The organism is Nocardia sp. IFM 10818 (assembly GCF_054655275.1).
The window spans coordinates 2095850-2111904 of the sequence record NZ_BAAHJH010000001.1; the positions used below are offsets into that span (position 1 = coordinate 2095850).

The window sequence follows — 16055 nt, forward strand, 5'->3', positions numbered from 1 at the left end:
TGACCGGTATCGACCGGCCGCCGCTCCGCGGCGGCGAGCATCCGATCACCCCACCGAATATGCCCCGGTCGTGCTCGGAATGCATCCGGCATCGCGGCCGGTGCGCTACCCGGGACATACGCGGCGCAGGCCGCGGCCGTTCGGTGCGACACGTTTCGCCAACTTGACCAATATGCCGCGCGGCGGCGGCGCGAACGCGAGGATCGAGAGATCGTGCCGGTGCACCGGGCTCCGGCAAACCGATGAGGAACCGAATCTATGGGCACGATCGACAGGAACCGGCGCGCCGCCACTCCCCGCGGCGTGCTCTTGACCGCCGCGACCACCACTCTCGCCGCCTCCGCCGTCCTGCTGTGCGCACCGGCCGGCGCCACGGCCACCCAGGTCGGCGTGGATCCGGGCATCAGCTTCGGATCCGCCACCAACTACGGCACCGGCTGCACCTACATGGTGAACGGTTACGTGGACGACCCGACAACCCCGGTCGTGTTCTACGACAATGGAATTCCCTTCGCCTGGGCGCGCCCCTCCGGCCGCATCGCCGAGGTGCGCTGGTCACCCCAGACCCAGGGCGCCCACCGCCTCCAGGTCGTCCAGCACAGCGGCCCCGGCGAGGACGTCTTCCCCTACGTGGACGTCCACGTAGGCCAGGGCGTCAACGCCGGCTCCGGCTGCAACGTCTTCGGCGGCTGACCGCTCACGGCTCCGCGCAGGTGCCGCCGCCATCCCGGGCGTTGGCAACCCGTCATCCCCGGCGTCTTCGCCGCCAGGATCCGCACCGGTCCGGCGGATTCCGGCCGACTCGGGTCGAGCGGCCGTGTGTGCTTCAGGCCGGTTCGAAGGCGGCTTCGGCGGCGGGGGCGGCGGCGGCGCGGTCGGCGGCTACCAGGCCGAGGCGGGTGCGGCGGTCGAGGATGTCGGCGCTGTCGAGGGCGCCTTCGTGGGTGGTGGCGAAGGCGAATTCGGCGCCGATCACGTCGAGATCGGGGGCCACGGGGGCGGCCATGAACGGGTGGCGACGGGTGAGTTCGAGGACGGCGGCGGCCTCGCTGCCGTAGCGTTCGACCAGGCGGGTGGGGGCGGCGATGCCGTCGCGGAAGGCGCCCGAGACGGCGCCGACCAGCGGGAGGTCGCGGGTTCGGCAGGGGGCGGCGGGCAGGGCGGCGTGGGTGACCGCGGCGTCTACGGCGTCCTCGGCCATTTTGCGGTAGGTGGTGAGTTTGCCGCCGACCACCGTGATCACGCCGCTGGGGGAGGTGAGAATGGCGTGCTCGCGGGAGATGTCGGCGGTGCTGTCGCCGCCGGTGCGCAACAGGGGGCGCAGGCCGGCGAAGGTGCCGCGAATGTCTTTGCGGGTCAGGGGTTCCCGCAGCACCGTATTGACGGTGTCGAGCAGGAAGTCGATCTCGGATTCGGTGGCGTGCGGCACGTCCGGCACCGGGCCGGGGGCTTCCTCATCGGTCAGGCCCAGGTAGACGCGATTGTGCGCGGCCGGGAAAGCGAAGACGAAACGGCTGGTGCTGCCGGGAATCGGTACGGTCAGCGAGGCCGACAGGCCGCCGAACGCGGCGGCGTCGAACACCAGGTGGGTGCCGCGCGAGGGGCGCAGTTCGATGCTCGGATCGACCTGATCGGCCCAGACGCCGGTGGCATTGACCACGGAACGGGCGGTGACGGTGAGGGTTTCGCCGGTCAGCCGATCCCGCAGCGTCGCCGCGGTCCCGCTGACCTCGGTCGCCTCGACCCGGGTGAGGATGGACGCCCCTTCCAGCGCCGCCGTGCGCGCGATGGCCACGACCAGCCGGGCGTCGTCCACCAGCTGCCCGTCCCAGGCGATGAGCCCGCCGCGCAATCCCGCCCGCTTCACCGTCGGCGCGAACCGCAGCGCCTCGGCCGCCGCGATCCGTCGTGACCGCGGCAGCACCGCGGCCGAGGTTCCCGCCGTGCGCCGCAGCACGTCACCGGCCGCGAAGCCGATGCGCACCAGCGCCTTCTGTGCCGCCCCGATATTCGGCAGCAGCGGCACCACCTGCGGCAGGGCCCGGGTCAGGTGCGGCGCGGTGCGGGTCAGCAGGATGTCGCGTTCCACCGCGCTCTCGTGCGCGATCCCCACCCCGCCGCTGGCCAGATACCGCAGCCCGCCGTGCACCAGCTTGGAACTCCACCGGCTGGTCCCGAAGGCCAGATCCTGCTTCTCCACCAGCACGGTGCGCAGCCCGCGCGCGGCGGCGTCCAGGGCCACGCCGGCGCCGGTGATGCCGCCGCCGATGACCAGCAGGTCGATGGTCCCGCCATCGCCGAGCGCCTGCAGCTCGCGGTGCCGCCGGGCGGCATTGAGCGCCGAACTGGCCTGGGCCGAATTGCCGGTCATAGCGGGACCTTTCGATGCGGATTTCGGTGCGGATACGGCGTGGATGGAGATGCCCGCGAGCGGGCCGTCGGCGCCTACTGCGGCGCCAGATAGCGGTCGAGCGCGTAACCGAGCTCGGTGTCGAGCTGATCGGAGTCGAGCAGTGCGGCAACGGTTCCCGCCGACTGCACCGCCGACTGCGCCATGAGCAGCAGCATGGTGGCCAGGCGCTCGGGATCCCCCGCGCGAATCGACCCGTCCCGCTGGCCTTCTCGAATGCCGTCGGCGAACAGCTCGATCAGCGCCCGCTGATTGCGGCCCAGCCGTTCGAACACGTAGGTCAGCATGACCTCGGCGTCGGTGCGGAAGATCTTGGCGAACAGCGGGTTCCGCCGCATCATGCCGCCGCCGCCGACAATCGACGCCACCAGGCGCGCACGGGCGGTCCCGCTGGCGGGCACCGCCGCCGCGATGATCTCGCGCAGTTCGCGCACCAGCAGATCCGCCACCAGTGATCCGGTGTCCGGCCAGCGCCGGTACACGGTCGGCCGGCTCACGCCCGCGCGCTTGGCCACCTCGGTGAGGGTGGTGCGCCGGACGCCGAATTCGGCCACGCAGGCCCGGGCCGCGTCGAGGATCGCCCGATCGACGGCGGAGGACGGTTCGGTCGATGTCATGGATGCCACCATGGAGAGGCTAGAGGTTCTTTCCGGGTCGGGATCGTTACTGCTTGACATTCTATGTCAGACTGTAACGCATGGTCGACACACGAGCAGCCTCCGCATCGACGGAAAACCCGGGCGAGCCGCAAGATCGCCCGAGTATGGTGTGGGACGCCTGGGGCTCCCCGTCCGGACACAAACCGCTGCCGGCGCAGATTCGGGGACTGCTCGCGCAGGTATTCGGAGTGTCCGGTGATCCGGTGACCCGTCGCGATGAGGGCGACGTGCCGCTGCGTGATTCGGCGCTCTCGCCGGAACAGCACGCCGGGCTCGTCGCGGTGGTCGGCACGGAGAACGTGTCGGCCGGCCACCGCGATCGGCTGCGTCACGCCGGCGGCAAGTCCACCCCGGATCTCTTGCGCCGCCGGGCCGATGGGCCGCAGGACGCGCCCGATGCCGTCGTCTTCCCCGCCGATCACGCGGAAGTGCTTGCCCTGCTGGACCACTGCGCGGCCAGCGGCATCGCCGTGGTCCCGTTCGGCGGCGGCACCAGCGTCGTCGGCGGATTGGACCCGGCCCGAGGCGCTTTCGGCGCTGTCATCGCCCTGGACCTGCGCCGCCTGGACGCCGTGACCGAGGTCGACCCGATCAGCGGCACCGCCACCCTCGGCGCGGGCCTCACCGGCCCGCAGGCCGAGGAACTGCTTGGTAAGCACGGACTTTCGCTCGGGCACTTCCCGCAGAGCTTCGAGTACGCCACCATCGGCGGCTTCGCCGCCACGCGGTCCTCCGGACAGGCCTCGGCGGGCTACGGCCGGTTCGACGATATGATCCAGCGGCTCCGAATCGCCACGCCCAGCGGCACTCTCGACCTCGGCCGCGCGCCCGCCTCGGCGGCCGGACCCGATCTGCGGGAACTCTTCTCCGGCTCGGAGGGCACCCTCGGCATCATCACCGAGGTCACGCTGCGCGTGCACCCCGTGCCGGAAACCACTGCCTACCAAGCGTGGTCGTTCCCCGATTTCGCCACCGGTGCGGCGGCGCTGCGCACCGTGATCCAGGCTGGGGCCGCGCCGACCGTCATGCGGCTGTCCGATGAGGCCGAGACCGGTCTCAACCTGGCCCGCGCCGGGGATATCGGCGGCGCGACCGTCGGCGGATGCCTCGCCGTCACGACATACGAAGGCACCGAAGCGCATGTGGTCGCTCGCAGCGCGGAAGCCCATGCCCTGCTCGCGGCCGCCGGTGGCACCGCGCTCGGCGAGACTCCCGCCCGGGAATGGGAGCACGGCCGCTTCTCCGCGCCGTACCTGCGTGATTCGCTGCTGGACGTCGGGATCCTCTGCGAAACCCTGGAAACCGCCACGAGCTGGTCGAATCTCGCCAACCTGAAGGCGAAAGTCACCGCCGCCCTGACGGATTCGCTCACCGCGCAGGGCACGCCCGCGCTGGTCATGTGCCATATCTCGCACACCTATGCGACCGGGGCTTCGCTGTACTTCACGGTCGTCGCCAAGCAGGCCGACGATGCGCTGGCGCAGTGGGCGCAGGCCAAGCGCGCCGCCGGTGACGCCATTGTCGCCGCGGGCGGGACCATCACCCACCATCACGCCGTCGGCGCCGACCACCGGCCGTGGATGACCGAGGAGATCGGCGATCTGGGCGTTCGGGTGCTGCGCGCGGTGAAACAGGCCGTCGACCCCACCGGAATCCTCAACCCGGGGAAGCTGATCCCGTGAAAACGATTCGTTCCATCGCCCTGGTGACCAACCCGCATTCCGGGCAGGGCAAAGGCGAACAGGTCGGTATTGCCGCCGCCAATCTGTTCACCGACCGCGGTGTGCAGGTGACCGAGATCCGCGGCGGCTCGGCGGCGCACACCGAAGAATTGCTGCGCGCCGTGCTCGCGGACCCGGATGGGCGGCCCGACGCGGTGGTCTCCGCGGGCGGCGACGGTTTGACCTGCGTGGCCTTGCAGGCTCTCGTCGGTACCGATACTCCGCTGGGATTGGTGCCCGGCGGTACCGGCAATGACCTCGCGCGCGAGGTCGGCGTCCCGGAGGACACCGCCGCGGCCGTCGAGGTCGTGCTGGGCGGCAAGACCCGCACCATCGATCTCGGGACCGTCGAAACCGAGGGGGCGAGGGCTCCGATGTGGTTCGCGACGGTGACCGGGACCGGACTGGACGCTCGGGTCACCTTGCGCGCCAATAGATTGAGCTGGCCGAAGGGGCCGATGCGGTATACCGTGGCCGCGCTCATCGAGCTGATGGGGAAGCTGGCGGTGCCGTATCGGATCGAGCTGCACGGGTCGCCGGATCACCCGGACGGGACGGTGATCGAGGTGCCCGCGGTCATGGTCGCGGTCGGGAATACCCGGACTTATGGCGGGGGGATGCTGATTACGCCGGATGCGGTTATCGATGACGGGATGTTGGATTTGACGGTTGTGGGGGCGATGTCGCGGCTGGAGATGCTGCGGTTGCTGCCTGCGCTGTCATCGGGGAAGCGGATCGAGCATCCGGCGACGGTGCAGTACCGGGCGTCGAGGATCGAGTTGGCTGCGCCGGGGGCGCCGGCTACGGCGGACGGGGATCCGGCGGGGACGTTGCCGGCGGTATTTCGCGCGCATGCACGGGCGCTCGAGGTGTTGGTTCCCTGAGTTGGGGGGCGGGTCTGATCAGGGACGCTCGTGGCTGTGTTTAATTTGCCTCCGCTTCGCTCCGGCGGGGTTCGGGGCCTGGAGGTCTCGATTTTTCCCTCCCTCCGCGCACGCCGGAGCTCCTCCGCTTCGCTCCCCCGCTCCGACGCACGCTCCACTCAGTCCAAAATCGAGACGGCCCCGAACCCACACAGCGAGTGCACCAACTGTCATCCCTGCCGTTCATTGACAGTTCGCCTGCGGCGGACAAACACACAAGCACACGGGCTGGGGACCCGACGGGCTGGTGCCCCGGACCGGCCGGTGAGCGGGCCGGCTGGCGACCGCACCGGCTGGCGACCGCACCGGCTGGTGAGCGGACCGGCTGGCAACCGCACCGGCTGGCAACCGCACCGGCTGGCGATCGGACCGGCTGGTGAGCGGACCGGCTGGCAACCGCACCGGCTGGTGACCGGGCGGACCGGCGTTTGTCACCCGACGAACGAAATCTCCTGCAACCCGAGCACATTCGCGCGATCCAGGAGCACCACCGAATCGGGCGCCGGTCGGGGCATGACGCCTGCCGTCGCCAGATCGACCAGTCGCTGCCAGCGTGCGACGTGCCATCGGAAGCTGAGGCGGCCGACTTCGCGGCCCCGTGACACTTGTCCCGCGAGCGCTGCTTCGGCGGGGGCGTCGATCATGATCAGATGCAGTGTTCGCCCCGACTCGGCGGCCCATGCGGAGACCAGTCGTCGCACCCACTGCCGAGTGCCGCAGTCGTGGATCACCACCGGTCCGGGCGCTGCCTGTAGGGCTTTGCGAATCCGTGCGTAGTGGGTGGCGTGCACGATCGGCAGCCACAGGGGGTAGGGCACTCCGCCCAACCGCCGATGCCACGAATTCCGGGAATGCTGCGAGTCCAGCACCACGGCCCCATCCGGACTCACCGGTGGCTCGACCCCTTCGGCCGTGGCGCCGAACAGTTTCTTCAGCGCGGTGCTCTTCCCGGCTCCGGGTACGCCCGTGATGATCACCGCCGCGCCTGCGGGATACCGCAATTCACCGATCGGATCGCCGCGCAGATCGTGTACCTGGTGCGGAATCACAACGCGGGGCGCGGGGGAGCGCGGTGTGCCGAGTTCGAGCGGAGGGTTCATCCCTTTCATCGTCGGTGGCGGAATGGGTTCCGGCAACCGGGATTCCCCTGAGATTTCACTGATCCATCACCGAGTGATCATCGGTCCGGTCCGGAGCCGGTCGCTTGTCGGGGGAAATCGGCCGCAGGGGGGTTGCGCGCCTCGAAGATCTTGTGCGTTCGCAACGGTGATGCAACGAATTGTGGCTTACCCTGGCCGATTTGGGCCGAACCTGAGAATTGCTTATGGATCCGGGGAGATCGCCGCGAACGGCGGTAGTCTTGCTTTCGAGGGCGGGGCTCTCGGTGTCCCTCATCCGCCGAGAGCTCCGCTCTCCGGCTCTCCGCCGCCACCCGCGCTCGCCCATATCCCGGCGGCGATGAATGCGACCTGGATCTCAACACTTAGAATCGCACGGTGACCAGCACAGCCTCTGAGAACCCGCGTAATCGTGCCGAAGCCCTCCCCAAGAGCTGGAACCCCAGCGATGTCGAGGCCGACCTGTACGAGCGCTGGGTAGCCGCTGGTTACTTCAAGGCCGACGCGAGCAGTGACAAGCCCCCGTACTCGATCGTGCTGCCCCCGCCGAACGTGACCGGCTCCCTGCACATGGGCCACGCCCTCGACCACACGCTCATGGACCTGCTCACCCGCCGCAAGCGGATGCAGGGCTTCGAGGTGCTGTGGTTGCCGGGCATGGATCACGCGGGCATCGCCACCCAGAACGTGGTGGAGAAGCAGCTGGCGGTGGACGGCAAGAGCAAGGAAGACTTCGGCCGCGAGCTGTTCATCGACAAGGTCTGGGACTGGAAGCGCGAATCCGGCGGCGCGATCCAGGGCCAGATGCGCCGCCTCGGCGACGGCATCGACTGGAGCCGCGACCGCTTCACCATGGACGACGGGCTCTCGCGCGCCGTGCAGACCATCTTCAAGCGCCTCTACGACGCGGGCCTCATCTACCGCGCCGAGCGCCTGGTGAACTGGTCGCCCATCCTGCGGACCGGCATCTCCGATCTCGAGGTCGACTACAAGGACGTCGAGGGCGAGCTGGTGTCGCTGCGCTACGGCTCCCTCAACGACGATGAGCCGCATGTGATCGTCGCCACCACGCGGGTGGAGACCATGCTCGGCGATACCGCGGTCGCGGTGCACCCGGACGACGAGCGCTACAAGCACCTCATCGGCACCACCCTCTACCACCCGATCACCGAGACGCAGATCCCGATCGTGGCCGACGACTACGTCGATCCCGAATTCGGCTCCGGCGCGGTCAAGATCACCCCGGCGCACGACCCCAATGACTTCGAGATCGGCCTGCGCCACAACCTGCCGATGCCGACCATCATGGACGAGCGCGGCCGAATCGACGGCACCGGAACCGAATTCGACGGCATGGACCGCTTCGAGGCCCGCATCGCGGTGCGCGAGCGCCTGGCCGCCGAGGGCCGCGTGGTCGCCGAGAAGCGCCCCTACATCCACTCCGTCGGCCACTCCGAGCGCTCCGGCGAGCCCATCGAGCCGCGGCTGTCCATGCAGTGGTGGGTCAAGGTGGAGGCGCTCGCCAAGGCCGCCGGCGACGCGGTCCGCAACGGCGAGGTGACGATCCACCCGGCCGGCCAGGAACCGCGCTGGTTCGAGTGGGTCGACAACATGCACGACTGGAACATCTCGCGCCAGCTGTGGTGGGGCCACCGCATCCCGATCTGGTACGGCCCCGGCGGCGAGGTCGTGTGCCTCGGACCGGACGAGCAGGCGCCCGAGGGCTGGGTGCAGGACCCGGACGTGCTCGACACCTGGTTCTCCTCGGGCCTGTGGCCCTTCTCCACCATGGGCTGGCCGGACGCCACCGAGGATCTGCGGAAGTTCTATCCGACCAGCGTGCTCGTCACCGGCTACGACATCCTGTTCTTCTGGGTGGCCCGCATGATGATGTTCGGCATGCTGGTCTCCGACGACCCGGTCATCACCGCGGGCAAGGATCCCAAGCAGAAGCAGGTGCCGTTCCAGGATGTGTTCCTGCACGGCCTGATTCGCGACGAGCACGGCAAGAAGATGTCCAAGTCGCGCGGCAACGGCATCGACCCGCTCGACTGGATCAACGAATACGGCGCCGACGCAACGCGATTCACCCTCGCGCGCGGCGCCCAGCCGGGCGGCGACCTCTCCGTCGGCACCTCGCACGTGACGGCCTCGCGCAGCTTCGTCACCAAGCTGTTCAATGCCACCAAGTTCGCGCTCATGAACGGCGCGGTCACCGGTGAGCTGCCCGCCCGCGACACCCTCACCGATACCGATCGCTGGATCCTGGACCGGCTCGACGAGGTCGTCGCCGAGGTGGACGCGGCCCTCGACCGCTACGAGTTCGGCAAAGCCTGCGAGGCGCTCTACCACTTCGCGTGGGACGAATTCTGCAGCTGGTACCTGGAATTGGCCAAGGTGCAGTTCGCCGAATCCGACGAGCGCGCCGCCGGCACCCGCCTGGTGCTCGGCAATGTGCTGGATTCGGTGCTGCGCCTGCTGCATCCGGCCATCCCGTTCGTCACCGAATCGCTGTGGCAGGCCCTCACCGAGGGCGCCGAGGGCGAATCCATCGTGATCGCGTCCTGGCCGCAGGTCTCCGGTGCGGCCGCCGACGCGGTCGCCGCCCGCCGCATCGCCGACACCCAGAAGCTGATCACCGAGATCCGCCGCTTCCGCAGCGATCAGGGTCTGGCCGACAGCCAGAAGGTCGCGGCCAAGCTCATCGGCCTGGACGGCGCGGATCTGCTCGCGCAGCAGGCCGAGGTCGCCAATCTGTCCCGCCTCACCGCGCCCGGCGATGACTTCTCCGCCACCGCCGCGGTCGAGGTGCGCCTGACCAATGCCACGGTGACCGTCGAGATCGACACCTCCGGGACCGTCGACCTCGATGCCGAGCGCCGCCGCCTGGAGAAGGACCTCGCCGCCGCGCAGAAGGAATTGGCCGGCACCACCGCCAAACTCGGCAACGAGGCCTTCCTCGGCAAGGCGCCCGAGGACGTGGTCGCCAAGATCCGGGCCCGCCAGGAGATCGCCGCCTCCGAGGTCGAGCGCATCGGCGCCCGGCTGCAGGAGATCGCCAAGGGCAACGGCAAGTGAACGGCGAACCGGAGCGCCAGTACGCCGAAGGGGCGCCACTGACCAGCGGCACCTCCCCGGTGGACCTGGCCGAAATGGCCCTGGTCGAGGCCGAACTCGATCAGCGCTGGCCGGAGACCAAGATCGAGCCGTCGCTCACCCGCATCTCCACCCTCATGGATCTGCTCGGCTCGCCGCAGCAGGGCTATCCGGCCATCCATATCGCGGGCACCAATGGCAAGACCTCGGTCACCCGCATGATCGATTCGCTGCTGACCGCCCTGCACCGGCGCACCGGCCGCATCACCAGCCCGCACCTGCAGCTGGCCACCGAGCGCATCGCCATCGACAACGCGCCCATCACCCCGGGCCGCTATGTCGAGGTCTACCGCGAACTGCAGCCGTTCATCGAGATGATCGACAAGCAGTCCGCGGCGGCGGGCGGCCCGGCCATGAGCAAGTTCGAGGTGCTCACCGGCATGGCCTACGCGGCCTTCGCCGAGGCGCCCGTCGATGTGGCCATCGTCGAGACCGGCATGGGCGGCCGCTGGGACGCCACCAATGTGATCGACGGCCAGGTCGCCGTCATCACCCCGATCGGCCTGGACCACACCGACTATCTCGGACCGGATCTCACCTCCATCGCGGGGGAGAAGGCCGGGATCATCAAGAAGGCCCCCGACGACGGGCTGGTGCCGCGCGACACCGTCGCGGTCATCGCCCAGCAGGAACCGGAGGTCATGGACGTCCTGCTGCGCCGCGCCGTCGAAGCGGATGCGGCTGTGGCGCGCGAAGGTTCGGAGTTCCAGGTGCTGACCCGGCGGGTGGCCGTCGGCGGCCAGGTCCTGGAATTGCAGGGTCTCGGCGGTGTTTACCAGGACATCTTCCTGCCCCTGCACGGTGAGCATCAGGCCCGCAATGCGGTCCTCGCGCTCGCCGCCGTGGAAGCCTTCTTCGGCGCGGGCGCCTCCCGCCAGCTCGATATCGATGCCGTGCGAGCCGGTTTCGCCGCCGCCGTCAGCCCGGGCCGCATGGAGCGCATGCGGGCCGCACCGACGATCTTCATCGACGCCGCGCACAACCCGCAGGGCGCGCGGGCCCTGGCCGCCACGCTCACCACCGAATTCGACTTCCGCAAACTGGTCGGCGTCATCGCGGTGCTGGGCGACAAGGACGCCGGCGGCATCCTCGACGCGCTGGAACCGGTCTTCGACGAGATCGTCGTCACCGAGAACGGTTCCCCCCGCGCTCTGCCCGTCGACGATCTCGCCAATCTCGCCGTTCAGCGCTTCGGCGACGAGCGGGTGGCGGTCGCGGCCGACCTGGCCGACGCCATCGAGACCGCCATCGCCCTCGCCGAGGAAGGGGAGAATGGTGAGATGGTCTCCGGCGCCGGCATTGTGGTGACCGGTTCGGTCGTCACCGCCGGGGCCGCCCGCTCCCTCTTCGGAAAGGATCCCGCGTGACCGAGGAACAGCAGCCCGTGCCCGCACCCGCCACCGACCCGTGGAAGGGCTTCCGCGGTGTGATGGCCGGGACGCTCATCCTCGAGGCCATCACCGTGCTGCTCGCCCTGCCGGTGGTCTCCGCCGTCGGCGGGGGACTGCGCTGGTGGTCGGTGCTGTTCCTGGTCGGCCTGGCCGTGCTCATGATCCTGGGCGCGGGCGTGCAGAAGCGGCCGTGGGCCATCGCCTTCAACCTCGCGCTCCAGATCCCGCTGCTGGTAGGCGGTTTCATCCACCTGTCGATCCTCATTATCGGCGTGGTGTTCGCGGCGGTCTGGCTGTTCATCCTCTTCCTGCGCGCCGATGTGAAGAAGCGGATGGACGCGGGCCTGCTGCCCAGCCAGCGCATGGCTTCCTGAGCCACCGGCGGTCACCCACCTCACTCGTCCCGGCCCCGCGGTCGTCCGACCGCGGGGCCAGGATTATTTCCAGGGCGGAACCCCGGTTACTCTTTGCGCGTGACTGAGCAGACGTTGGTACTCATCAAGCCGGACGGCGTTGCCCGGGGCCTGATCGGGGAGATCATCACCCGCATCGAGCGGAAGGGTCTGAAGATCGCTGCCCTGAAGCTCGTGAATGTCTCCGAGGAATTGGCCGGCCAGCATTACGCCGAGCACGCCGAGAAGCCGTTCTTCGGCTCCCTCATCGAATTCATCACCTCGGGACCGGTCGTCGCGGCCGTGCTCGAAGGCCCGCGCGCCATCCCCGCGTTCCGCCAGATCGCCGGCGGCACCGACCCGGTCGAGAAGGCCGTCCCCGGCAGCATCCGCGGCGACTTCGCCCTCGAAACCCAGTTCAACCTCGTGCACGGCTCCGACTCGCCCGAGTCCGCCAAGCGTGAGATTTCCCTCTGGTTCCCCGAATTCGCCCTCTGACGGGCGGAACAGCACCGAGGTCCCGGCCTCGCACCGGCCGGTGCGAGGCCGATCTCGACCCGGTGAGATCCCGACGCGGGGGGGTTCGTGGGCGCGACGCCCCGACGTGGTGTGGGATACTGGCATCGGATATCGCCGACGCTCGCCGTTAGCGGCAGGTGGAGGGGGATATCCGATTGACACCGCGGAGCGACGGACGATCATCGCTGCCCTCGACGACTTCAAAGACTCGGTTGTCGGCCGGCACGCTGGATGAACGCTCGTGATGCGGAGTTGAGCCAACCAACCAGGCGCCATGCGGCCAGTTAGCCCGAACGACGAACACAAGGTGATAACGGGCCGCGCGGCGCACAGACCATCGCTCTCGCGCCCTGACAAGGCGCGAGACCGAGTAAACAGCGCCCCCGCGTCGGCCGCGTCACTCTCCGAGGGACGCGCCCGGGGGCCCGAGGGAGATTTCGTGGCCGATCGAGAGCCGCAGGAAGCATCGCAGGTGAATGCCGAAGGGGAGGCCGCGGACACCATCCCGGCTGCCGAACAGTTGCCGGAACGGATCCGTGTGCACGCACTGGCGAAGTTGCTGGGAGTCACCAGCAAGAAGATCCTGGCCCACCTGACCGAAATGGGCGCGCAGGCGCGCAGCCCGCAATCGAGCCTGGACCGCACGGTCGCCGAGACCGTCCGCGACGCCTTCGGGCCGCGGGATGTCGAGCCGGCCGCCGCGCCGCAGCCGATCGCCGAGACGACGGTCGATCAGGCCATCGCCGCCGGCGACGACCGGGCCGCCGATGAACTGGCCGCCGAGGAGGTCGAAGCCGCCGAGGCCGAGGTCCAGGCCAAGACCGGCGCCACCGACTCCGCGCCCGGCGCGCGGCAGGCGAAGCTGTTCACCAGCCCGTTCCAGCCGCCGGAGCCGCCGGCCGAGGAGCCGGTGACCTTCCAGCCCGCCGCCGTGGTGGCCGCGCCGCTGTTCCTGTCGCCGGACGCCGCCGCCGCCGAGGAGGCGCGCCGCAAGCTGCGCGCCGAGCGCAAGACCAAGATCGAGGACCGCAAGCCCGACGAGCGCAAGGTCGACGAGCGCAGGGACGACCGCAAGGCCGACGAGCGCAAGACCAAGCTCGAGGAGACCGTCGCCGAGGAGAAGGCCGCCGAGGCCACCGAATCCGACGAGACCGAGGACGAGAGCGATTGGGACGGCGACGAGTCCCGCGAGCAGCGCGGTGAGGGCACCTCGCGCCGCCGCCGTCGCGGTCGCCGCGGTCGCGGCCGGGGTCGCGGTGAACAGCACAGCGATTCCGATGGTGACGACGCCGAGTCCGAATCCGAGGATCCGATCGCGGCCGAGAACATCGACGGCGAGGACGCCGACGCCGATACCGAGGACGACGACGAGTCGGCCGCCGTGCCGGAGGGTTCGAGCAGCCGTCGCCGGCGCCGTCGGCGCCGCCGCAAGGGCGGGGACGACGGCGAGGTCGAGGCCGCCGACGACGATCCGCCGAACACCGTCGTGCACGAGCGCGAACCGCGCTCCAAGCGTCGCGCCGCCAAAGAGGTGGACGAGGTGCAGGGCATCAGCGGGTCGACCCGCCTGGAAGCCAAGCGCCAGCGCCGCCGCGACGGCCGCGAGGCCGGTCGCCGCCGTCCGCCCATCCTGACCGAGTCGGAGTTCCTGGCCCGCCGCGAATCGGTGGACCGGGTGATGGTGGTGCGTGAGAAGCACTTCCCCGATCATCCGTCGAACACCATTCAGGTGGCGGTGCTCGAGGACAACATCCTGGTCGAGCACTTCGTGACCAGCACCGGGTCTGCGTCCATGGTCGGCAATGTGTACCTGGGCAAGGTCCAGAACGTGCTGCCGTCGATGGAAGCCGCATTCGTCGATATCGGCCGCGGCCGCAATGGCGTGCTGTACGCGGGCGAGGTGAACTGGGAGGCCGCCGGTCTCGGCGGCAAGGAACGCAAGATCGAGCAGGCGCTCAAGCCGGGTGACACCGTGCTGGTGCAGGTCTCCAAGGATCCGGTGGGCCACAAGGGCGCTCGTCTGACCACGCAGATCAGCCTGGCCGGCCGCTTCCTGGTGTACGTGCCGGGCGGCACCTCCACCGGCATCTCCCGCAAGCTGCCCGATACCGAGCGCAAGCGGCTCAAGGAGATCCTGCGCGATATCGTCCCGCAGGATGCCGGCGTCATCATCCGCACCGCGTCGGAGGGCGTCAGCGAGGCCGAGCTGGCTCGCGATGTGGAGCGGCTGCAGCAGACCTGGCGCACCATCGAGGAGCAGGGCAAGAACGGCTCGGGCGCGCCGAAGACGCTGTACGAGGAGCCCGACCTGCTGGTCAAGGTCGTCCGCGACCTGTTCAACGAGGACTTCTCCAAGCTGGTCATCGAGGGCGACCGCGCCTGGACCACCGTGGAGAACTACGTCCGCACCGTCGCCCCGGACCTGCTGGCCCGCGTCGAGCGCCACGAGAACAACGGCGTCGACGTGTTCGGCAGCTTCCGCATCGACGAGCAGCTGGCCAAGGCCCTCGATCGCAAGGTGTGGCTGCCCTCCGGCGGCACGCTGGTGATCGACCGCACCGAGGCCATGACGGTCATCGACGTCAATACCGGCAAGTTCACCGGCGCCGGCGGCTCCAACCTGGAAGAGACCGTCACCCGCAACAATCTGGAAGCGGCCGAGGAGATCGTCCGCCAGATGCGACTGCGCGATATCGGCGGCATGATCGTCGTCGACTTCATCGACATGGTCCTCGAATCCAATCGCGACCTGGTGCTGCGCCGCCTGACCGAGGCCCTGGGCCGCGACCGCACCCGCCACCAGGTCTCCGAGGTCACCTCGCTGGGCCTGGTCCAGATGACCCGCAAGAAGCTGGGCACCGGCCTGGTCGAGGCATTCTCGACCACCTGTGAGCACTGCCACGGCCGCGGCATCCTGGTGCACAACTACCCGGTCGAATCGGCTCCCGCCGAGGAGGGCGTCGGCCGCCGCGAGGGTTCGCGCCGCCGCCGCAAGGACCGCGGCGCGGCCGCCGCCGAGCCCCCGGCCCCGGTCGAGACCCCGGTGGCCGAAGAGCCCAAGGAGGCCAAGGAGAAGGTCGCCGCCAAGCGCGCCCACCCGGTCGCCCTGGCCATGGCCGCCCACCACCACGACGACGAGGAGGCCGCCGAAGCCGCCGTCATCGCCGACGAGGTCGCCATCGCCGAAGAAGCAGTGGCCGCGGCCGAGGTCGCGGGTGTCGAGGCAGCCATCGAAGCCGAGCAGCTCACCCCAGAAGCGGACGCTGTCGCCAAGGCCGAGGTCGCCGCTGAAGCGCAAGCCGAGGCCGCCGCCACCGGCAAGGCCGGGACCAACGGAACCGCCCCGGCGGCAACCGAGTCCGAGTCGGTCTCCGCCGCAGCGGACGAGGTCGTCGCGGCGGACGCCGTCGACGCCGCCGCCGAGGCCGCGGTGACCGTGGCCGAAGCCCAGGCCGCCGAGGCCGTGCAGACCGCCGCCACTCAGCGGGACACCGAGCCGAAGCCGGCCGAGCCCGAGCCTCCGGCCGTCACCTCCGGCCGTCGCCCGCGCCGCCGCGTGGCCCGCACCCCCGCGGCCCCGGCCGCGGACAGCACGAGCGCGGTCTTCGTCATCTCCAGCGCGGACAAGCCCGAAACCCCGGCCCTGTCGTTCGACGACATCGCCCCGGTCCAGGTCCCCCCGCGCGCCCGCCCGCGCCGCCGCACCGCGGGCCGCCCGGCCGGCGCTCCTGAGGACGCCAACAAGTAGGTGAACCCCGCCGAATGC

Annotated in this window: 11 protein-coding genes; 8 read left to right on the forward strand and 3 right to left on the reverse strand. The window is 69.9% G+C overall.

Annotation, left to right across the window (positions count from 1 at the left end; all coding sequences use genetic code 11):
• The first annotated feature begins 258 nt into the window (after window positions 1-258).
• Window positions 259-693: a hypothetical protein gene (locus ACYQ5L_RS09365; RefSeq protein WP_459956985.1), complete on the forward strand. Its 435-nt coding sequence runs from the start codon at window positions 259-261 to the stop codon at window positions 691-693.
• Between the two features lie 133 nt (window positions 694-826).
• Here ACYQ5L_RS09365 and ACYQ5L_RS09370 read toward each other — a convergent pair whose 3' ends face one another.
• Both ACYQ5L_RS09370 and ACYQ5L_RS09375 read right to left on the reverse strand, forming a co-directional pair.
• The gene (locus ACYQ5L_RS09370; RefSeq protein WP_459956986.1) at window positions 827-2371 is read right to left on the reverse strand and encodes a glycerol-3-phosphate dehydrogenase/oxidase; all 1545 of its coding nucleotides are present in this window, start codon (window positions 2369-2371) and stop codon (window positions 827-829) included.
• Window positions 2372-2445: 74 nt separating this feature from the next.
• The gene (locus ACYQ5L_RS09375) at window positions 2446-3027 is read right to left on the reverse strand and encodes a TetR/AcrR family transcriptional regulator (RefSeq protein ID WP_459956987.1); all 582 of its coding nucleotides are present in this window, start codon (window positions 3025-3027) and stop codon (window positions 2446-2448) included.
• A gap of 146 nt (window positions 3028-3173) precedes the next feature.
• Here ACYQ5L_RS09375 and ACYQ5L_RS09380 point away from each other — a divergent pair, with 146 nt between their 5' ends.
• Window positions 3174-4751 carry an FAD-binding oxidoreductase gene (locus ACYQ5L_RS09380; RefSeq protein ID WP_459963372.1) on the forward strand — a complete coding sequence of 526 codons (1578 nt, stop codon included), beginning with the start codon at window positions 3174-3176 and terminating at the stop codon, window positions 4749-4751.
• Window positions 4748-5674 carry a diacylglycerol/lipid kinase family protein gene (locus ACYQ5L_RS09385; RefSeq protein WP_459956988.1) on the forward strand — a complete coding sequence of 309 codons (927 nt, stop codon included), beginning with the start codon at window positions 4748-4750 and terminating at the stop codon, window positions 5672-5674. The genes ACYQ5L_RS09380 and ACYQ5L_RS09385 overlap by 4 nt, the downstream gene beginning before the upstream one ends.
• 470 nt (window positions 5675-6144) lie before the next feature.
• Here ACYQ5L_RS09385 and ACYQ5L_RS09390 read toward each other — a convergent pair whose 3' ends face one another.
• The gene (locus ACYQ5L_RS09390) at window positions 6145-6813 is read right to left on the reverse strand and encodes an AAA family ATPase (RefSeq protein ID WP_459956989.1); all 669 of its coding nucleotides are present in this window, start codon (window positions 6811-6813) and stop codon (window positions 6145-6147) included.
• Between the two features lie 396 nt (window positions 6814-7209).
• Here ACYQ5L_RS09390 and ACYQ5L_RS09395 point away from each other — a divergent pair, with 396 nt between their 5' ends.
• The 5 genes from ACYQ5L_RS09395 (at window position 7210) to ACYQ5L_RS09415 (ending at window position 16037) form a co-directional block, all read left to right on the forward strand.
• Entirely contained in the window at window positions 7210-9909 is a 2700-nt protein-coding gene (locus tag ACYQ5L_RS09395; protein WP_459956990.1) for a valine--tRNA ligase, read from the forward strand.
• Window positions 9906-11354, forward strand: coding sequence for a bifunctional tetrahydrofolate synthase/dihydrofolate synthase (gene folC, locus ACYQ5L_RS09400; protein WP_459956991.1), 1449 nt, complete (start codon window positions 9906-9908; stop codon window positions 11352-11354). Before ACYQ5L_RS09395 ends, folC begins: the two co-directional genes overlap by 4 nt.
• Window positions 11351-11752, forward strand: a complete 402-nt coding sequence (locus ACYQ5L_RS09405; protein ID WP_459956992.1) for a DUF4233 domain-containing protein — start codon at window positions 11351-11353, stop codon at window positions 11750-11752. Before folC ends, ACYQ5L_RS09405 begins: the two co-directional genes overlap by 4 nt.
• Window positions 11753-11851: 99 nt before the next feature.
• The gene (gene ndk / locus ACYQ5L_RS09410) at window positions 11852-12268 is read left to right on the forward strand and encodes a nucleoside-diphosphate kinase (protein WP_379198416.1); all 417 of its coding nucleotides are present in this window, start codon (window positions 11852-11854) and stop codon (window positions 12266-12268) included.
• Between the two features lie 460 nt (window positions 12269-12728).
• A complete protein-coding gene (locus tag ACYQ5L_RS09415; protein WP_459956993.1) occupies window positions 12729-16037 on the forward strand; it encodes a translation initiation factor IF-2 N-terminal domain-containing protein in 3309 nt (1102 codons plus the stop codon).
• Window positions 16038-16055 lie beyond the last annotated feature (18 nt).